At 47.0% G+C, this 19,926-nt stretch carries 20 protein-coding genes; 7 read left to right on the top strand and 13 right to left on the bottom strand.

Annotation, left to right across the window (positions count from 1 at the left end):
- Window positions 1-18: 18 nt before the first annotated feature.
- The 3 genes from hemH to htpG all read right to left on the bottom strand — a co-directional run bounded on the left by hemH (window position 19) and on the right by htpG (window position 3,934).
- Entirely contained in the window at window positions 19-981 is a 963-nt protein-coding gene (gene hemH / locus Pcarn_RS09990) for a ferrochelatase (protein WP_261833723.1), read from the bottom strand.
- A gap of 229 nt (window positions 982-1,210) precedes the next feature.
- Window positions 1,211-1,855 (bottom strand): adenylate kinase, encoded by a 645-nt coding sequence (gene adk / locus Pcarn_RS09995; protein ID WP_261833724.1) that lies wholly within the window; start codon window positions 1,853-1,855, stop codon window positions 1,211-1,213.
- A gap of 177 nt (window positions 1,856-2,032) precedes the next feature.
- Complete coding sequence (gene htpG, locus Pcarn_RS10000) at window positions 2,033-3,934, bottom strand: molecular chaperone HtpG (protein WP_261833725.1); 1,902 nt, start codon at window positions 3,932-3,934, stop codon at window positions 2,033-2,035.
- A gap of 254 nt (window positions 3,935-4,188) precedes the next feature.
- Here htpG and Pcarn_RS10005 point away from each other — a divergent pair, with 254 nt between their 5' ends.
- Both Pcarn_RS10005 and Pcarn_RS10010 read left to right on the top strand, forming a co-directional pair.
- Entirely contained in the window at window positions 4,189-5,046 is an 858-nt protein-coding gene (locus Pcarn_RS10005) for a winged helix-turn-helix domain-containing protein (RefSeq protein WP_261833726.1), read from the top strand.
- Complete coding sequence (locus Pcarn_RS10010; RefSeq protein WP_261833727.1) at window positions 5,046-5,564, top strand: regulatory protein ToxS; 519 nt, start codon at window positions 5,046-5,048, stop codon at window positions 5,562-5,564. Before Pcarn_RS10005 ends, Pcarn_RS10010 begins: the two co-directional genes overlap by 1 nt.
- Window positions 5,565-5,618: 54 nt before the next feature.
- Here the strand turns inward: Pcarn_RS10010 and yfcE are convergent, their stop codons facing one another.
- The 5 genes from yfcE to Pcarn_RS10035 all read right to left on the bottom strand — a co-directional run bounded on the left by yfcE (window position 5,619) and on the right by Pcarn_RS10035 (window position 8,485).
- On the bottom strand, window positions 5,619-6,164 hold the full coding sequence (gene yfcE, locus Pcarn_RS10015) for a phosphodiesterase (protein WP_261833728.1): 546 nt from the start codon (window positions 6,162-6,164) through the stop codon (window positions 5,619-5,621).
- Between the two features lie 63 nt (window positions 6,165-6,227).
- Complete coding sequence (locus Pcarn_RS10020) at window positions 6,228-6,638, bottom strand: CBS domain-containing protein (RefSeq protein WP_261833729.1); 411 nt, start codon at window positions 6,636-6,638, stop codon at window positions 6,228-6,230.
- Entirely contained in the window at window positions 6,635-6,985 is a 351-nt protein-coding gene (locus Pcarn_RS10025; protein ID WP_261833730.1) for a P-II family nitrogen regulator, read from the bottom strand. The genes Pcarn_RS10020 and Pcarn_RS10025 overlap by 4 nt, the downstream gene beginning before the upstream one ends.
- Complete coding sequence (locus Pcarn_RS10030) at window positions 6,975-7,763, bottom strand: DUF1538 domain-containing protein (RefSeq protein ID WP_261835668.1); 789 nt, start codon at window positions 7,761-7,763, stop codon at window positions 6,975-6,977. Before Pcarn_RS10030 ends, Pcarn_RS10025 begins: the two co-directional genes overlap by 11 nt.
- Window positions 7,760-8,485 (bottom strand): DUF1538 domain-containing protein, encoded by a 726-nt coding sequence (locus tag Pcarn_RS10035; RefSeq protein WP_261833731.1) that lies wholly within the window; start codon window positions 8,483-8,485, stop codon window positions 7,760-7,762. The genes Pcarn_RS10030 and Pcarn_RS10035 overlap by 4 nt, the downstream gene beginning before the upstream one ends.
- Window positions 8,486-8,659: 174 nt before the next feature.
- On the opposite strand from Pcarn_RS10035, the gene Pcarn_RS10040 reads away from it, so the two are divergent.
- The 4 genes from Pcarn_RS10040 (at window position 8,660) to Pcarn_RS10055 (ending at window position 12,287) form a co-directional block, all read left to right on the top strand.
- Window positions 8,660-9,565 (top strand): TIGR01777 family oxidoreductase, encoded by a 906-nt coding sequence (locus Pcarn_RS10040; protein WP_261833732.1) that lies wholly within the window; start codon window positions 8,660-8,662, stop codon window positions 9,563-9,565.
- A gap of 319 nt (window positions 9,566-9,884) precedes the next feature.
- A complete protein-coding gene (locus Pcarn_RS10045; protein ID WP_261833733.1) occupies window positions 9,885-10,739 on the top strand; it encodes a co-chaperone YbbN in 855 nt (284 codons plus the stop codon).
- A 181-nt stretch (window positions 10,740-10,920) separates the two neighbouring features.
- The gene (locus Pcarn_RS10050) at window positions 10,921-11,838 is read left to right on the top strand and encodes an SPFH domain-containing protein (protein ID WP_261833734.1); all 918 of its coding nucleotides are present in this window, start codon (window positions 10,921-10,923) and stop codon (window positions 11,836-11,838) included.
- Window positions 11,835-12,287, top strand: coding sequence for an NfeD family protein (locus tag Pcarn_RS10055; RefSeq protein WP_261833735.1), 453 nt, complete (start codon window positions 11,835-11,837; stop codon window positions 12,285-12,287). Before Pcarn_RS10050 ends, Pcarn_RS10055 begins: the two co-directional genes overlap by 4 nt.
- A gap of 69 nt (window positions 12,288-12,356) precedes the next feature.
- On the opposite strand, the gene Pcarn_RS10060 is transcribed toward Pcarn_RS10055, so the two are convergent.
- From Pcarn_RS10060 to zipA, 5 genes are all read right to left on the bottom strand, one after another.
- Window positions 12,357-12,827, bottom strand: coding sequence for a hypothetical protein (locus Pcarn_RS10060; RefSeq protein ID WP_261833736.1), 471 nt, complete (start codon window positions 12,825-12,827; stop codon window positions 12,357-12,359).
- Between the two features lie 13 nt (window positions 12,828-12,840).
- Window positions 12,841-13,950: a cytochrome-c peroxidase gene (locus Pcarn_RS10065; protein WP_261833737.1), complete on the bottom strand. Its 1,110-nt coding sequence runs from the start codon at window positions 13,948-13,950 to the stop codon at window positions 12,841-12,843.
- Complete coding sequence (locus Pcarn_RS10070; protein ID WP_261833738.1) at window positions 13,951-15,465, bottom strand: lytic polysaccharide monooxygenase; 1,515 nt, start codon at window positions 15,463-15,465, stop codon at window positions 13,951-13,953.
- Window positions 15,466-15,806: 341 nt separating this feature from the next.
- Window positions 15,807-17,837, bottom strand: a complete 2,031-nt coding sequence (gene ligA, locus Pcarn_RS10075) for an NAD-dependent DNA ligase LigA (protein ID WP_261833739.1) — start codon at window positions 17,835-17,837, stop codon at window positions 15,807-15,809.
- A gap of 68 nt (window positions 17,838-17,905) precedes the next feature.
- Window positions 17,906-18,871, bottom strand: coding sequence for a cell division protein ZipA (gene zipA / locus Pcarn_RS10080; RefSeq protein ID WP_261833740.1), 966 nt, complete (start codon window positions 18,869-18,871; stop codon window positions 17,906-17,908).
- A 177-nt stretch (window positions 18,872-19,048) separates the two neighbouring features.
- Here zipA and cysZ point away from each other — a divergent pair, with 177 nt between their 5' ends.
- A complete protein-coding gene (gene cysZ, locus Pcarn_RS10085; protein WP_261833741.1) occupies window positions 19,049-19,810 on the top strand; it encodes a sulfate transporter CysZ in 762 nt (253 codons plus the stop codon).
- The last annotated feature ends 116 nt before the right edge of the window (window positions 19,811-19,926 follow it).

Below are 19,926 nucleotides of genomic sequence, written 5' to 3' on the forward strand. Positions count from 1 at the left end.
TCCGCTAAACTCGTTTAGCTAGGCACCATTTTCCACCAGCTGAACCATCATTTCGATATGCAGGTCATCATCATTAAGACATGGAATAAAGTTAAACACCTCGCCACCTGCTTCAATAAACTCATCTCGACACTCGCCTGAAATCTCTTCAAGGGTCTCTAAACAATCAGCTGAGAACGCGGGGGTAATGATATCCAGCTTTTTTGTGCCCTCTTTAGCAAGTTTATGTAGGGTTTTATCGGTATAAGGCTGTAGCCATTCCTCACGACCAAACCGTGATTGATAAGACATCCCTATTTGGCTTTCATCTAAACCCAACTCTTTAGCAAGCGCGGTAGTAGTAGCTTCACAATGCTTAGGATAGATATCACCATTGTCAGCATAGCGTTTTGGAATGCCGTGGAACGAGCAAAGCAGATAATCACCTTGACCCTTTTCTTGCCAAGATTTTTTCACCGATTCAGCCAGCGCCTTGATATAAAGCGGATGATCAAAGTAATCACGAACAATGCTATAAGCAGGAATCACGCGCATCTTATTAAGCGCCTTAGCTAGGCCATCCACCACAGCCGCTGTGGTGGTCGCTGAATATTGCGGATAAAGAGGAAGCACCACCACTTTCTCAACCCCAGCTTGGATAAGCTTGTCCACCCCAGTTTGCAGGCTTGGGTTGCCATAGGTCATACCAAGTTCTACCGGCACATTAAGAGCTTTACCGAGTTTGGCTGCTTGTCGCTGGGAGTAAACCATAAGCGGAGAACCTTCATCCATCCACACCTGTTGATAGAGCTTTGCTACCTTAGGCGAGCGCACTGGCAGAATAATGCCGTGCAGTAGTGGGCACCACAACCAACGGGTCATATCCACTACTCTATGATCATGAAGAAACTGAGAAAGAAACTTTTTCACCGCTTGCGGCGTGGGAGCGTCCGGCGTGCCTAGGTTGACGAGTAGCACACCAATTTGAGGTTTGTTTTCCATAACATCCTGATCTAAAGGTTATTTATGTTTTAATAATCAGGCCATTATCAGCGCGCTGTGACTAGCATTGAAGATTCAGCGTCTTTACTTTTAATGGCTAATTTCTTATAGCTCACGGCTCGAAGATTCGATCATGACCAAGCAAGTGGCATGATAAATTTGAGAAATAAAAAAGGGCGACTCAACGTCGCCCTCTTAGTATCTCTACTATTCAGAGTTCTAGCAATGCTTATGCTAGCGCTTTTTCGATGTCAGCGCTCACTTCAGCAACTTGCTTAGTACCATCGAATTTAAGGTACTTAGTGTTACCCGCTTCTGCTTCTTTACCGTAGTACTCGATAAGTGGAGCAGTTTGGTTGTGGTATACGCCTAGACGAGCACGTACTGTCTCTTCTTTGTCATCGTCACGAACAACTAGGTCTTCGCCAGTTACGTCGTCTTTACCTTCAACCTTAGGTGGGTTGTAAACAACGTGGTAAGTACGACCAGATGCTAGGTGAGCACGGCGGCCTGCCATACGCTCAACGATTACATCGTCAGCTACGTCGAACTCGATAACATAGTCTACGTCTACGCCCATCTCTTTCAGGCCATCAGCCTGAGGGATAGTACGTGGGAAACCGTCTAGTAGGAAACCTTTAACACAGTCTTCTTCAGCGATACGCTCTTTGATAAGACCTAGGATGATGTCATCTGAAACCAACTGACCAGCATCAATTACTTCTTTAGCTTTTTTGCCAAGTTCAGTGCCTGCTTTGATAGCAGCACGAAGCATGTCACCAGTAGAAATTTGAGGGATACCGTATTTTTCCATGATGAACTGAGCTTGAGTGCCTTTACCTGCACCTGGAGCACCTAAAAGAATGATGCGCATTGTTTTTCCTCTTTGGATTTGACCGTATAACGAATCTCACCAATTTAGCCTAAGTGACTGATAATTAGATGAATTTCGGTATACAGTTGTATTGCCTATAAATTGAGCCCTGAATGTTACCACAAATCAGGGCTCTTTGTTTAATTTTGCGAAATCGATTACTTAAAGCGAGATCGGTTACTTAGAAAGCAACTGGTTGATAGCACCTAGGAACTGGCTTGGATCTTCTAGAGAACCACGCTCCGCTAGCATCGCCTGACCAAGTAGCATCTCTACCCAGCGACCAAACTCAATTTCATCCGCTGTGTCAGCCATCTGCTTCACTAAAGCGTGTTCTGGGTTGATCTCGAAGATGTAGTTCACTTGAGGTGCTTCTTGACCTGCAGCCTCAAGCAGTTTCGCCATTTGAGTGCCCATCTCGAAGTCGTCGGTCACTACTACCGCTGGCGTGTTCGCTAGCTTGAAGGTAGTACGAACCTCTTTCACGCGATCGCCAAGGTACTCTTTAGTGCGCTCAACAACAGATTTGAACTCTTCTTCTGTTTCTTTCTGCTTCTCTTTTTCCGCGTCATCTTCAAACTGGCTTAGGTCTAGACCCGCTTTAGTGATCGACTGGAACTGCTTGCCATCGAACTCAGTTAGGTAGTTCATTAGCCACTCATCGATGCGATCGTACATAAGTACAACCTCGATGCCCTTAGCTGCAAATTGCTCTAGGTGTGGGCTGTTTTTCGCCGCAGCATAGCTGTCTGCAGTTAGGTAGTAGATCTTATCTTGGCCTTCTTTCATGCGCTCAACATAACCAGCAAGACCTACGGTTTGATTTGCACTGTCTACATGAGTTGATGCAAAGCGAAGCAGGTTAGCAATCTTCTCTTTATTGGACATGTCCTCAGCTGGGCCTTCTTTTAACACCAGACCGAACTCTTTCCAGAAAGATTGATACTTCTCTTCGTCTTTATTTGCCATGCGTTCAAGCATAGTTAGTACACGCTTAGTACAAGCACTGCGAAGAGACTGGGTTACCTTGTTGTCTTGCAGAATTTCACGCGATACGTTTAGTGGCAAATCGTTGGAATCAATCAGACCCTTTACAAAACGCAGGTAAGACGGCATAAACTGCTCAGCGTCGTCCATGATGAATACGCGCTGAACATACAGCTTCAGGCCACTCTTGTGGTCGCGGTTCATCATATCCCAAGGTGCTTTCGCTGGGATATATAGAAGACTGGTGTAGTCGTTCTTACCTTCAACCTTGTTGTGACTCCACACTAGTGGATCAGCAAAGTCATGAGAAACGTGCTTGTAGAACTCTTGGTATTCTTCGTCGCTGATATCAGATTTGGCGCGAGTCCAAAGTGCTTGAGCCTTGTTAATTTGTTCCCACTTGCTCTCGCCAGTCTCTTTACCTTCTTCATCCATCTCTTTAGTCAGGATAGAAACCGGAATACCGATATGGTCAGAGTATTTGCTGATCACATCACGAAGGCGCCATTCAGATAGAAACTCTTTGCCTTCTTCACGCATGTGCAATGTGATATCAGTACCACGACTTTCTTTAACTATGTCTTCAATGGTGTACTCGCCTTCACCTGCAGAGTGCCACTGAACCGCTTGATCAGCAGCAGTGCCAGCCGCGCGAGTGCGAACGGTAACTGAATCCGCAACAATAAATGCAGAATAAAAGCCAACACCGAACTGACCAATCAATTGAGAATCTTTTGATTGATCCTCTGAAAGTTTTGAGAAAAATTCAGCTGTACCAGATTTAGCGATAGTACCAAGATGCTCGATTACATCTTCACGGCTCATGCCGATACCGTTATCTGAGATGGTCAGAGTATTGGTTTTTTCATCAAATGACAGTTTTACACCTAAATCGGCGTCACCTTGGTATAAATCTGGATTTGATAGAGCCTGGAATCTAAGCTTATCAGACGCGTCTGAAGCGTTTGAAATCAGCTCACGCAGGAAGATCTCTTTATTCGAGTAGAGTGAATGGATCATCAAGTGAAGAAGTTGCTTCACTTCAGATTGGAAGCCACGAGTTTCTTTGTTAGCAGACACTGTCTCGCTCATATTAACTCCAATATAATCAATATCATGTTGTACTTTTTGGACCTATTGCGGGAAATAGGCATCCTCTATGAGAGAGGAAATAAGGCTTTAGAATGTAAATTCAAGGTCAACCGCAACAAAAAAAATGTTTTTTAAATAAAAATTTATTATGCTATGCCGGTTATTCGTCCTAAAACACGAATAAACACACATTTCATAGGGAATGAATGTGGCGGGAAAGGAAGTCGAAAAGACGAACATCAAAGAAGAACTAAATGAGTAAAATCGGTATTAAATACATACTGGCGCAGAAGTATATTTTTGATCCAAACAACAACTCACTGGTCGACCAAACTTTAGACGATGCCATTATTCGTCTGGGTAGTAATGAAAGTCGTATCCTAACCCTACTTAGTGAACATCCAAATGAAGTGGTGACTCGAGATCAGTTGCATGAGTTTGTATGGCGTGATCAAGGCTTCCAAGTGGATGATTCAAGTCTAACTCAGGCGATTTCGACCCTGCGTAAGATGCTGAAGGATTCGACAAAATCACCACAATTCGTAAAAACCGTGCCAAAACGCGGTTACCAGTTGATCTGTTCTGTTGAGCGCACTACCCCAGTTCCAGTACAAGAAGAGGCCCAAAACGACGCTGCAGGTGAGCCTGCTCTAGCGGCGGTTTCTAGTGGCTCTCAGTCTCAGCTAAAAGAATCTAAATCAGAACCTACGGTGAAAAAACCACCATTCTGGACCACTTGGGATACCCCGACTCGCGTTCTATTGGCTCTAGCTTTGGTTCTGCCTCTGATTGCGATATTTATTCCTAACTCTGCGCCTTCAGCGTTTAGAGCAATTACCACAGTGCAAGATATTCCAGTAAAGACCACTGAAGGTCACCCTGATCTTGCTCGCTGGCTACCGAGCATTGAGATGTGTGTAAACCACTATATCGATGCTTATGCCGATGATTCAGACCCAGTGGAAGTGATTGCTACAGCTAGCCAAGACCACCAGCTGTACCTGAACTACATCCACAGCCCAGAATTTACGATTGAGAACAGCACGGTTCGTCTGGTTGCTTCTCAAGAAGATCTAAGCCGTATCTGTGCGCCAAAGAAGGGAAGTAAGTAATGAATCAGAAAACTGCAACTGTAATACTTGTCCTTTCTGCAATCTTTAGTGGCTGGTTGTACTGGGGAAGTGATGTAAAGATTGAGCAAATCCTAACCTCTCGCGAGTGGCAGACCAATATGAATACCTTCATTGTGTCTGACCAAGCAGACGATGCTATCGGTCCGCTAAGCAAGGTTCATATCACGTCAAACGTAAAGTATCTGCCAAATGGCGACTACCTGCGTGAGTCGCGCATGCAGCTATTTAATGAGAACAAAGAGGTGTCTCTAACCATGAGCATTTCTGAAACTGGTCGTTGGGAGCTAAGCGATAACTATCTGCTTATCGACCCTAAAGAGTTTAAAGACTCTTCAACCGCCGATTCTCAAGACTTTACCGATACCCAGCTACGCATGATTAAACAGGTATTCATTACCGATGCGCAGCAGAGTCGCCGAGTGGATATTGTTAATGACAATTCCATACTGCTGACTAGCCTAGGGCACGGCTCTCGAGTCTTAGTATCAACCCCATAAAAAAAGGAGGCTCAGCCTCCTTTTTTGTTTCTCTTGTACCGTCCTAAAAAGAGTTTAGATGTGAGTGCTTGCCAACACATCTCCCTCAAAGCTCACCACCTTGAGTTCTCTCTCTTCTAAAACACCAAAGCTTGCTACATTGCCGCCTTTAGGCAGAGTCACTGAGCCTGGGTTAAACAGGATGTAGTCACCCATGCTCTCGGCCACTGGAAGATGAGTATGACCATGTGCCAACACATCGCCCTCATTTAATGGTGGCAGTCTATCTTGGTTATATAGGTGGCCATGGGTTAGGAACAAGCGCTTGCCGTCCTCTAGCAATACCTGGGCGAAATCACTGAGGACCGGAAAGTCTAAAAGCATCTGATCCACTTCACTATCACAGTTGCCACGCACTGCGATGATCTGGCGTTTATATTGATTTAGAAGTTCGGCCACCTTAGCGGGAGCATAAGCTTCAGGTACCGGGTTACGTGGGCCGTGGTTTAGAATATCCCCAAGCAGGATAAAGTGCTCAGCACCGCTCTGTTTGAAGGCAGCGATGGCTTTTTCGGTAGAGGCTAAGCAGCCATGCAGATCAGAGGCGAAAAACAGCTTCATTAATGACATCTCTAAGATTTGAATTGCGGTGATTTTAGCAAGCGCACAAAAGGGAGACCAGAATTACTGGTCGCTCGCAAGCACCATGCCTTTTATCACTATATTGTTATAGCTCACCATACCAAGGATTCGACCCTCTTCCACCACAGGAGCGCGGCTAACCCCAAAGCGCTCGAACAATCTGGCACAATACTTTACGTTCATATCTGGAGATACACATAGCGCAGGCTTGCTCATGATCTCATACACATTAGTGCGAGCCGGTGCTCGATTCTTAGCTAACACTTTCTTAGCAATATCGTTCATCAGCACTAAACCATACTCATCCTCATCATGCCTTTTATCCACGATGAGCGCCTTGACCTGATTCTCCCTAGCAATACCTATCGCCTCTTCCACCGTCATCAAACCATCCACTATGGCGTAGGTATCCGACATAACTGTCCTTACTTTTCGACTGCTGTGACTCTTCATAGCTCTTTCTCAACCACCTTAGTTAAACTGGCTACCTGATGGGCAACCCCAACCGCATCCTCAATATCTAGCTGAACCGCGATGCCCTGCCCCGGCTGTTCATCAAACTCAGCGACATGACTTATCTTCTCCAGAATCTTTCGCGCCAAATGCTCCTCAACCACAAACAGCAGCACATCCTTTTGCACTTCGAGGCTAAGACCTAGAAAGGTTTTCTTTTTATTCAGCCCCTCACCTCTGGCGTTATTGATGACGGTTGCACCAGTTGCACCCGATTCTCGAGCCGCATCCAATACCGCGTCCGTGCGACTGTCATCGACAAAAGCCAATATCAATTTAAAACGCATTGGAATCCTCCTTGTTTGGCTGACGCCTTGCTATCCAATTAGTAATTTGTGCATATCCCATGACGCTTATCATGGGAAATAAGCTGGCAAAGGCGATAAGCCCAAAACCATCAATCAAAGGGCTCCGCCCCGGTACCGTCGAAGCAAGCCCTAGCCCAAGAGCGGTGACTAGTGGCACGGTTACCGTAGAAGTGGTTACCCCCCCCGAATCATAAGCAAGGGGCACTATCATGGGTGGTGAAAAGTAGGTTTGAATGATTACCACCAAATAGCCCACAATGATGTAGTAGTGAATAGGGTCACCCTCGACGATTCGATAGCAACCTAAAGTGATGCCAAAAGCTACCCCGAGCGCCACCGCGAACCTGAGACCATTCACCTTGATACTGCCCCCAGAAACCTGATTTGCCTTCATAGCCACTGCTATCAAAGCGGGCTCAGCTACAGTGGTGCTAAAGCCAATACAGAAGGCAAATAGATAAACCCAGTAGTAATCAAACCACATCAAGCTCCCAAAATCGGTGATGCGCACCTGCTGCAAAAAGCTCGGCATAGTCAATTGCACCGCCATCATCTCCCCTAGCGGGAACAGCGCAAGCTCAAGCCCAACCAGAAAAAATGAAAGGCCAATGATGACCAATACAAATCCCATCAGAACCTGTTTGAGATTAGCTATCGGTCTTCTAAGTACCGCGACCTGAAAGCCGAATAGGATCACCGCGATGGGAATCACGTCTCGAATGGTAGATAAGAAGACATCTAGCATTAGCTCGATCATGTCAGCCATATCCCGTAAACCATGACAAACACCATAGGAAGCAAGGAGGCAAAGGCAATCAGTCCAAAGCCATCCAGCAAAGGGTTGCGCCCCTTGATTGCCGAAGCAAGCCCAACCCCAAGGGCGGTAACCAAAGGCACTGTAATGGTTGAGGTAGTCACCCCACCGGAGTCATAGGCAATACCAATAATGCTCGCTGGGGCAAAGAAGGTCATTATCACCACCAGCGAATAGCCACCGATGATCATCATATGGATTGGCCAGCCTTTTATGATTCGAATTACTCCTAACAAGATGGCGCACCCCACCGACAGAGCAATGGTTATGCGAAGACCCATCGCATACTTTTCCATTCCCTCTTCACTTGCCGCTATCTGTCCTTCTTCAGCGGCCACCTCTGCGGCCTCCCAAGCCACTGCAGTAAGGGCGGGCTCGGCTATGGTGGTGCCAAAACCCAGAGCAAAGGCAAACAACAGCAGCCAAAACAAGCTACCTTTGCGGGCGAAGGTCTGCGCCATGCTCTCGCCTATAGGGAACAGCCCCATGTTGAGACCGAGTACAAACAAGGTCAGACCTAGAAGAACTAAAAATAAGCCACTGAAAATAGTGATAAAATTAGGAAGAGGCTGCTGTAAAATGACCAACTGAAAGAACGCCACCACAAGGATTATGGGGACGAGGTCTCGGATGCTGCCGATAAATGATCGTATAAAGGCCTGCATAGCAATCTCATTGGTCAAAAAGTGCGTACTTTAACTATGGTTTATATTCACACGCCTCGATGTGACATCGGGCGCGAATTGAAGGTGTAAACCAAGTGCAAAATCAACCCATTGCCGGATGCTTCTATACTTGAGGCATTGGCTTATCTCAATCTAGTCTTTGAAGAGGATTCAATGCAGATACTGATCACAGGTGGTACAGGTTTTATTGGCAAGGCTCTAGTTAAGCAGCTCATTCCTAGTCACGTCACCGTCTTAACCCGAAGTGCTGACAAAGCGCGGGCTCAGTTCAAGCACCTCAATAGCAACACCTATGACCTGATTGAATCCTTAAATGAATTGAAAGACCTCAGTGCCTTCGATGCCGTAGTTAACCTAGCAGGAGAGCCTATTGCTGACCGACGTTGGTCGAGCCTGCAAAAAAAGCGCATCTGTGACAGTCGCTGGGACGTGACCGAGAAACTGGTCTCTTTAATGCACGCCAGCGAGACTCCACCCAAGGTATTTATCAGTGGCTCGGCCGTGGGTATCTATGGCGACCAGCAGCACAATACTGTCGACGAACGTAGCGAGTATCCCGAGCAAGGCTTTCCACATAAGGTGTGCGCGCAGTGGGAAGAGATCGCCATGCAAGCGCAAAACGATCAAACTCGTGTCTGCTTGCTCAGAACAGGGATCGTATTGGGATCAAACGGCGGCGCTCTAGGCAAGATGTTACTGCCTTATAAACTGGGGCTCGGAGGACCTTTAGGTTCAGGTAAGCAATATATGCCTTGGATCCATATCCAAGATATGGTTCGCGCCATCCAGTTTTTAATTGAGAGTCCACAGGCGCAAGGCGTGTTCAATCTCACCGCACCTCATCCCGTGCCCAACAAAGAGTTCAGTCAGACCCTTGCCAAAACCTTGTCTAGACCTCACTTCCTGTTTACGCCTCAGCCTATGATGAAACTGCTGATGGGAGAGTCGAGCTGCTTACTATTCGATAGCGTGAATGCAAAACCAGTCAGACTCACTGAGATGGGGTTCAAATTTACCTATTCGCGCTTGCAACCTGCTTTGCAACAGATCCTTAACTGATCCACAAACTGAAAAAAATTTGCTGTTTATTTCTTGACGCCATAAAAGTGTAATAAAACGTGTGCATTATGTACGCATCCACGGTTATTTTGTTATCGGTGTCGGAGACAACATGTCTTTAAACAAGCTTAACTGGTTAAGCGTGGGGGTTGTGCTTCTCGTTATTGTTTTGCTATAGCCACCATACTCAAATATCCAGACCAGAAACCCAGCGTCACATTTGTGAATTAGCTGGGTTTTTGCGTTTCTGGACGCTTGAAATTTCAGGATTTAGCCCAATAAATTATACAGTTATCTTAATTCACAGCAGAGACTCATAATGCAGGCACAACTTATCGTCGAAATGAACCAAGAGAACTTCCAACAGATCCTTCAAGGTTCAATGGAAACACCAGTACTGACCTACTTTTGGGCTCCAATGAGTCAAGAGAGCGCCGAACTCCTCCCACAACTGCAACACCTTACGCAGCAATATGCCGGCGCCTTTACCCTAGCAACACTGAACTGCGAAGTAGAGCAAAACATCGCAGCGCAATTTGGTATCCAAGCCCTACCGACTATCGCTCTGTTCGATCAGGGTCAAGCCGTGGATGGTTTAGGTGGTCCTCAGCCAGTTCAGGCAATTGAAGAGATGCTGAAAAAGCACCTTCCGAGTCGAGATGAGCTTAACCTAAAGCAAGCGCTAGGCCTGATGTCTGAAGGGGAGCACGCGCAAGCATTAGCTATCTTCAAAACCCTACCTGAAGAGCTCCAAGCTCAGGGTGAGGTAAAGCTCGCGATAGCAGACTGCCTACTTGAAGGTCAGCAGTTTTCTGAAGCCGAGGTTCTGTTGCAGAAGATCCCTCTGGAGTATCAAGACAACTACTATAAAGGTCTAATTGCTAAGCTAGAGCTTCATGCACAAGCGGCAAACAGCCCTGAGATCCAAGCCCTAGAGCAGCAGCTGGCTCAAGATGAAACTAACGCTCAGATCGCAAACGACCTGGCCCTGCAGTACCATCAAGTTAACCGCAGTGAAGAGTCTTTGGCTCTTATCTGGTCGTTTATCTCTAAAGACCTAAATGCACTGGACGGCGAGATGCGTAAAACCTTTATGGATGTACTGACCGCCCTCGGTCAAGAGAACAGCACCGCCAAGCAATATCGCCGTCAGCTATACTCAATCCTATACTAAATGACGTATTCCCCTGTTAATTGGGGCACAGCTAGAATGAAAAGGGGCGTTTAGCGCCTCTTTTTTGTATCAAGTCATTTGCATAACAGATTGATTATTATTACAAATTAATAACTGAGACATATTTTTGACCTTAGGTTGAAGGTATAGTGGATGCTTAATTCCAATTAAGGGAACTCTCATGGATTCAACTCTAATCACGATTGCGGTGTTTATTGTACTGGCAGTGGTATTCATCATGTCAGCGGTCAAGACCGTACCTCAAGGTAGCAACTGGACTGTGGAACGCTTCGGGCGCTATACCAAGACGCTTCAGCCTGGCCTAAACCTAATCGTTCCGTTCATGGATACCATAGGTAATAAAATCAATATGATGGAGCGCGTGCTAGATATCCCAGCACAAGAGGTCATCTCAAAAGACAACGCCAACGTTACTATCGATGCAGTGTGCTTTGTGCAGGTTATCGATGCAGCGCAAGCAGCATATGAGGTTACCGAACTGGAACATGCGATTCGCAACCTAACCCTAACCAATATCCGTACTGTGCTTGGCTCAATGGAACTTGACCACATGCTAAGTCAGCGTGACCTTATCAATACGCGCTTGCTGTCTATCGTGGATGAAGCCACCAACCCTTGGGGGGTAAAGGTGACTCGTATCGAAATTAAAGACGTTCAACCACCAGCGGATCTAACTGCGGCCATGAATGCGCAGATGAAGGCAGAGCGTAACAAGCGTGCCGAAGTTCTAGAGGCAGAAGGTGTGCGTCAGGCAGAAATCCTTCGCGCTGAAGGTCACAAGCAATCTGAAATCCTTAAAGCCGAAGGTGAGAAACAAGCGGCTATCCTACAAGCTGAGGCCCGTGAACGCGCTGCGGAAGCAGAAGCTAAAGCAACAAAAATGGTATCTGATGCTATCGCTCAGGGTGATATGCAGGCTGTGAACTACTTCATCGCCCAAGGCTATACTGATGCCCTTAAGAGCATAGGTCAGGCTGAGAATGGTAAGATCGTTATGCTGCCACTTGAGGCTTCAGGTTTAATGGGTTCTGTTGCTGGCATCGCTGAGATGTTTAAATCAGATAAGGCTCAATCGTGATCGAACTTCTTTCACAGATTAATCACTGGCACTGGCTCGCATTCGGGCTCGTGCTACTTTGTGTAGAGTTACTGGGCACAGCAGGCTATTTTTTGTGGCTCGGACTTTCTGCCCTTATCGTTGGGGCACTGCTCTCTGTCCTACCTCTAGGTTGGCAGATGCAGTGGATGAGCTTTGCCAGCTTTAGCTTAGTAACGACTTGGCTATGGTGGCGCTATCAGTCGAAGCGCGACAATAAGGCACATCAAGATTCGACACTCAACCAAAGATCGAAGCAGTTGGTTGGTGAAACCACGGTTCTAGAGAACGATTTTGTTGAGGGTCGTGGTCGCATTAAGTTGGGTGACACTTCATGGTCGGCTCGCTCTGATACTGAGATCAGCGCAGGCACACGCATTGAGGTGTACAAGGTCGATGGCATAGTGCTACACATCAGGCCAAAGCAATAACAAAACGTAAAACGCTGAGTAAATACTCAGCGTTTTTTCTCGCCATTCTACTCCAATAAATAATCTTCACTAATCCAAGGTTTCCCTAGTTATCTTTAACGTCACTTCTTGGCTTGGCTGACCTTTCAACACCAAGGTGTAGCTACCCCACTCATGAGTATTGATGTGGGTAATCGTCATCTTTGAACTGTCACATTGCTGGTTATCAATATCTGCCCCTAAAACATCAGCACCCGCAATATCCATATCAAGCCCCTTACTATGAAAAACAATTAGCTTCTCATCCCAGTTCTCGATAGAAAGATCTAGATAAGCCTCACCGGCTTTGTTCAAGGTCGTAGCGATGGAAATGGGTTCAGTCACGCTTAGGCTCATTTGAGCCGCCTCATCGGCTGTATTTGCTACTTTCCAAGGCTTAGCTATCAGCTCACAAAGCTGCTGGTATTGCCGAGCAAAAAACTCATTTCTGGCACTATCGTCTGCTAACACCAGACTCGGTGACGCCAACAACAGACCAATCATTATTTTTGATAACTTCATTTCTAATTAAATCCTATCTATCACATAGCGATGAGTCAGCTTGCTCACAGAACGGAGAGTTAAACGGGTATCTCGTCCAGTCCCTGTCAATGGACAGTGCATTCAAGAAAGCAAGCAGTGCTTCTCGCTCCCGTCTAGTTATTTGAAACCCGCTTACCCATTCGCTCTTTGCAGGGTGTGCTCGACCATCTCCTTGATTTGTTCCATAGGTGAGCTTGCGCCCTCCCCTGGCATAAAGGTCCAGTAACGATTCCAAGGATTGAATGCTACCATCGTGTCCCCAAGGAGAGGTGTGCGCTACGTTGATCAAGGAGGGGATACGAAACTTGCCATTGTCTTTTTTCTTTCCCGAATGCCCCTCTAGACCAAGTTGACCCATGGGGTAACTTGGAAACCCTTCGGCATCCAGCGCGCCATACAATCCCGTGTTCCGAAAAGGCTCTTGCTCGTCGCTGGGGGTATCGAACAAGACACCACCATGGCACTTGGAGCAGTTTAGCCTGTCACCAGAGAAGAGTTGCCACCCTAACAACTCTTGTGCACTAAGAGCCTTGTGTTGACCCTGCTGATAGCGATGAACACGAGTATCTTGGCTTTGAACAAGGCTTAAGTAGTCCTCGAGTGCGGTAGCAACGCGCTCAATTGTTACCTCAGAGTCCCCAAACCCTGTCTCAAACATTGCTAGATATAAGGGCTTACGACTTAGCCGAGCTACCAAAAGCTCTACAGTCATACCCATCTCTAGGGGATCAACAGAGAACAGAGGGTTTAAGATGGCTTGCTCTAGCTCAGTAGCCCTTGGATTGGTCTGTGAAAACTGACGCCTATGAATGACATTGAGCAGAGATGGGGTATTCAAAGTGCTTGGCTTACCATAAATATCTATGGTTTTGTTAAAGGTATTACTCCAGCCGTGAGTCGGAGAATGACATAAGGCGCAACTTCGATTGCTATGCAATGACAGTGAGGTATCAAAGAATAGATAGCGTCCCAGCTGCTGTGTGGCGCTTAGCTCACTGCCCCAACACACGCCACTGATGATGAGCAGAAGTATGGCGATGTTCACTTTCATGGTTAAAATCAAGAGAGATAAAGCCACCTGAACACAGGTGGCTATCATCATTTAGTCCAGCTTTCTCCACTGCTGCTCGACCCAGTTTGGATCGCTAGCAACACCCGGCAAGAAGGCTTCATCATTACAATGGGCAGCCCAAGGGCCATAACATTCATAGATGCCCTCACCTTCAAATTTCACCACATCCCCAGCGACATAGTTTCCAAAGCCTTCCGGATATAGATAGTCGTATTCGATATCTCCTTGTTCAGTTATAACGGAGAACTCATAGTTTGCCTGCTCTAGAGCACCGTCAACTCGACCGGTAACACGCACCGTATACTCGCCTAACTCACTCACCTGCAAGCTTACTAGTGCATCTGTGGTGCCCGATACAACCTGCTCAGGCTCAGTTTCACCCACGGCTTTCATGATCACGGTGAAGTCGTAAATATCTTGCTCACCGTTCTCAACCGCCACTTCCACAGGAATAGATAGGGCTTCACCCTCTGCTAACTCATATTGAGATTCGCCATTGACCCAGGCTATAGAGGTGTCACTGCCATCTTGTTCAAGCTTCTCAACTAGATGCGACCATTCCTTGCTCACATAGTGGATATAGTTTTTCGCTGGGTCGTCACTCAGCTCAACCTCACCATCATCGTTTAATACGCCAACCTGAACGTATTCTGAGATAGTCGGGTTATCATTGATAGCCCTAGCTAAATCCAGCTTCCAGATATCATCGTTTTCATTGCTAGAGGTAATATCTTGGAATACCTCGAACTCTTCTGAGTTGCTGTGCATCAGGCGAGCTTTCACACGATCACCTGCGGCAACCTCAAAGCTTTCGGTAGCGAAGGCTTCACTCTTCACCCAAGGTGATTTATCTGGTTCAGGGGCAGGGTTATGGTCACCCACGATGACATTGGCGCAGCTGTAGAATGCCTCAGGGCTATCCCAGACATTCTCAGGCGGAGCGCCTAGCACCTCGTGATGGGTATGGCTTACATCAGGACGTTGCCACACCTGATAGATAACGTGTTTTCCGGTTTTACCCTCTGGCCACTTCACCTTAAAGGTTTCAGTAGCATTTGGCTCTTCTCCATAGCCGTCAATGACCGTCAAACGCTCAAGGTCATCCCAGGTCAATACCTCGGTATCTGGGTCAAAGCCATCACGGGTCACGAAGATATCCCAATACCAGGTTCGATGCGGAGCGGTATGGGTATAGACGATCTCAAACTCGCCGTTTGCGTCCAACTCAAGCTCTGTGGCATAACGATTTGCACTCGGTACATCGAGAACCGAATACACGCCACCCTTTGAAGCCGAGCAGAGCTGTCCATCAGCAATAACCGCTTTATGGTCACCGCCTGGGGTGTTGTTTATCTCATTTTTTTGATTGGACACTGTGTCATTACACAGCTCAGAATCCGTGGTGCTTCCTTTAAAACAACTATTGGCGTAGTCCTGCGGATATTCCATATATCCGTGAGCCGATACCGGAGCCACATACGCACCGCTAAGTGACGCACAGACTAAGCCTATTTGAAACGCTAACTTCTTTTGAATAAATCGCATTACAAGTTTCCTTCTATGGTTAACGATTTTTTTGCAGTTTCTAATTTGATTAGAAACTAGGCGGTAGAAGCTGCGAGTGGAAATCATTTAACCTCAATGATCCTTATTGAGGTTAAGCAGATACGAATTGGCTCATAGCGGGACATAGAAGATCCGTATCGGATGCCTTGATGGGTAAGGGATATAGAGCTTTAAGGCTCAGTAAAAATCTAAAAATAATCTTATTTTCAGACATTTAGCCATAATGGTAGCAGATGGGGGAATAAAAAAGTCCCGCCTAAATTTCAGGCATAAAAAAACGCTTGATGAGAGCACCAAGCGTTTTAACTCAAAACTTAGCGTTAGGTCAATGCGTTGTGTTTCTGAGCAAGCTCCAGCAGTTGCTCTTCCGTTTGCACCTCGACACCGAGGTCTGTTGCCTTAGCTAACTTCGAACCAGCATTCGCACCAGCGAACAGGATATCTGTCTTCTTAGAAACACTGCCGGTCACCTTAGCGCCCATCTTCTGCAGGGCTGCCTTCGCATCGCTTCGGTTAAGCTGAGACAAGGTACCGGTTAGCACCACTGTCATACCCGCAAGAGGCAATTCATCTGGGCTCGCGATTTCTTCAATCTCTGGCCAGTGGATACCAAGTTCCACCAGCTCACGAATGACGTCTTGGTTGCGCTGCTGAGCAAAGAAAGCATGCACGTGCTCAGCCACTACAGTGCCAACATCATCCACCTCGATAAGCTGCTCTGTCTCTGCCTTTTCGATAGCTTCTAGGGTCTTAAAGTGTTGCGCTAGGTTTGCGGCCGTCGCTTCACCGACCTCACGAATACCAAGAGCAAACAAGAAACGAGGCAGTGTGGTTTGCTTTGATTTCTCTAAGGCATCTACCACGTTCTGTGCTGATTTTGGCCCCATACGATCCAACACGGTAATGCGACCTGCACTTAGCTTAAAGAGATCTGCTGGTGTTTCCACCATCTCTTTATCCACTAGCTGTTCCACCACCTTGTCACCTAGACCGTCTACATCCATCGCTTTGCGGGATACAAAGTGCTTAAGGGCTTGCTTGCGCTGAGCCGAGCAGACTAGGCCACCAGTACAGCGTGATACTGCCTCACCCTCAACGCGCTCTACATCCGAGCCACACACAGGGCACTGGGTTGGATACACTACGGCTTTGGCAGACTCTGGACGGCGATCCATAACTACACCCGTCACCTGAGGAATAACATCACCCGCGCGGCGGATAATCACGGTATCACCGATCATCACCCCAAGGCGTTCAATCTCATCGGCGTTGTGCAGAGTTGCATTACTCACGGTAACCCCGCCCACAAACACAGGCTCTAGCTTAGCCACTGGAGTAATAGCGCCAGTACGGCCTACCTGAAACTCAACATCGTTCAGTACAGTCAGCTCTTCTTGAGCCGGAAATTTATACGCAATCGCCCAGCGCGGAGCACGCGCCACGAAGCCAAGTTGCTGCTGCTTTTCGATATCATCAAGCTTGATCACTACCCCATCAATCTCGTAGGCCAGATCATCACGACCATTCATGATGGCTTGGTAATAATCAATCACCTCATTCAAGGTGCTTACGCGTTTCACCTCAGGGCACATAGGTAAACCCCAACGTTTCAGTTCTAGGAAGCGCTCATAGTGACTGCCCGCAAGCTCACCACCTTCAACCACGCCTGTGCTGTACGCATAGAAGCTCAATGGCCTAGTGGCCGTGATGCGCGAATCTAGCTGGCGCAAACTACCTGCGGCGGCATTGCGCGGGTTAGCAAATACCTTGTCGCCTTTGGCTAGTGCTTGCTGGTTTAGCTTGTCAAATCCCGCTTTAGGCATGAATACCTCACCACGCACCTCGAGACGGCTTGGGTAGCCTTCACCCTGAAGCTTAAGTGGAATAGTAGCGATAGTGCGAACGTTCTGAGTAATATTCTCACCGGTTGTGCCATCACCGCGCGTAGCTGCCTGTACAAGGACACCATCTTCATACATCAAACTAACCGCAAGACCATCTAGTTTAGGCTCACAGCTAAAATCACCCAACTCGGTCTGATTCAGGCGATCTTGCATGCGCTTATAGAAGGCACGTAGCTCATCATCATCGAAGGCGTTGTCCAGTGACAGCATAGCCACCTCATGGCTTACCTGAGTGAACCCATCTAGAGGTGCACCACCAACACGCTGTGATGGCGAGTCTACGGTGACTAGCTCAGGATTTTGCTCTTCAAGCTCAAGAAGCTGGCGCATCAAGCGGTCATATTCCGCATCTGGGATCTCTGGGCTGTCTTCTACGTAGTAACGAACCGCGTGATAATGAAGAGCTTTAGACAGCTCTTGGTGTTGTTGTTGAATGGTCTTTGACATAGTGTTACTCAAAACAAAAGGCACCTTACAGTGCCTTTTTATATATAAATCAATAAATTAGCGAACCACTACAGGACTTGGCTTGCCTGCTTTGCACGTTTCTTGGCTTCAAACTGCTGAACCTGACGCTTAAAGGCATCGATACGGTCGCGGGTCATCAGCGCGTATTTATCATCCAGAACGTTGCCACCTAAATCATCAGCAATCATCTGTGCTGTGTGTAGCATGATCTTAAAGTTCTGCTCTGCATCGCCGTAGCAAGGCAATGTCATGAAGAAAGAGATGCCGTCGGTTATGAAAGTTTCTGGATCATCGTGAGCCAGTGAGCCTGGCTTCATCATGTTGGCAACGCTAAACAATACTTTGTCGTTACCAGTCAGGTCTGCGTGGCGGTGATAGATGCTCATGGCGCCAAAGTGCAGACCATTTTGCTCCATACTGTCAAACAACTGCGTGCCCACAAATTGCTGATTGTGGTTTGCCTTAACATGCAGCACCAACACCTCTAGTTGCTCCTCTTCAGGCTCTTCCTCTACAGGAGCTGCAGCAACTACCGGCTCAGGCTCAACCTCTATTTCTGGCTCGATGTCGAAATCATCGGTCGCACTAACAGAAGGAAGATCATCGTCCATATGCTTGGAGTAAGCATCTGAGCTAATGGTAATAGTTGGAAGGTCGTCTGCCTTCATGTGTTTGGGCTTGATTGGCTCTTCTTGGTCTGAATCTGTAATTGTTTCTGGTTCAGAGTCCAGAAGCGGATCAGAATAGTCATTGTCCATCGCGCCAAAGCTTGGCTCTTGTTTACTGCTCTTGGAAACCTTCTTCACAACCTCGAAGTCGTCATCCGCAATTTCTTGCTTAGCTACTGTCTCTTCAGCAGGCGCTGAGTCGGTTGATTCGGTTTCAAGTTTACCCAATGGTTTATCAGAAAACTTGCCGCTTTGCTCTCGGCGATTGGTCCATAATCCGTGAATCAGTAGGCCAGCTATGGCTAGCACGCCTACTACGATGAGTACGATTCGCAATTCCTGCATTTTTTGCTCTCTGCTTTACCTTGGTCAGATACCCATGAGTGGTTGAATCTACTTTAACAAAACTCATGTAAAGATTTGAATCTTTTAGTAGTTCTTGCTCATTTTATGCTGTGATTTTGAGCACGCTTTTCATATATTAGGCTCAAATTACTACAAACTGGGTCACAGGAAGACACCATGTCGCATCATTCTACCTCTCTACACCCTCAGTCACGAAGTGGATTCGGCTATTTCTTCGCCGGGGCTAAGATGGCTATGCAGCCTGGTCTGCGACGCTACGTGTTTATGCCTCTGCTCATTAACGTGCTACTCATAGGCTCTGCCCTTTTCTATCTGTTCTCCAACCTAAATAGCTGGATTGAACAGTGGATAGGTGGTCTGCCAGAGTTTCTAGACTGGTTAACTTACATCCTGTGGCCTTTGCTTGCTCTTACCATCTTAGCCACCTTCTCGTACTTTTTTAGTACCTTAGCCAATTTTATTGCAGCTCCATTTTGTGGACTGCTGGCAGAAAAGGTGGAACAGAGGCTGAGTCCGCAAGGAATGATAGACCAAGGTTGGGCGGATTTAGTCAAGGATGTGCCAAGAATCATGGCTCGTGAATGGCGTAAGTTAGTGTACTTACTACCCAAGGCTCTAGGTTTGTTCCTACTTTTACTGATCCCTGCATTTGGTCAGACTATCGCCCCGTTCGTATGGTTTATCTTCACCAGTTGGATGCTCGCCATTCAATACTGTGACTACCCCTTCGATAACCACAAGATCGACTTCAATAGCATGCGCATGCAGCTCAAACAAAAGCAGTCCAAAGCCTATGGGTTTGGCGCCTTGGTCTCTCTGTTCACCGCTATTCCTATACTTAACCTAGTAGTCATGCCTATTGCAGTATGTGGTGCTACGGTGATGTGGGTTTGTGAATTTAAGAATTCCAAGATTTAACAAGGTATTAGCGAATAGCCCATTAGCTATTAGATATAACCTTTTATTACTTTATCACTGATATGTTGCGTCTTATTCTGGATGGGTATAAGACTTCGCACCAAACATGCACAAGG

This window comes from Vibrio ishigakensis (genome assembly GCF_024347675.1).
Taxonomy (GTDB): domain Bacteria; phylum Pseudomonadota; class Gammaproteobacteria; order Enterobacterales; family Vibrionaceae; genus Vibrio; species Vibrio ishigakensis.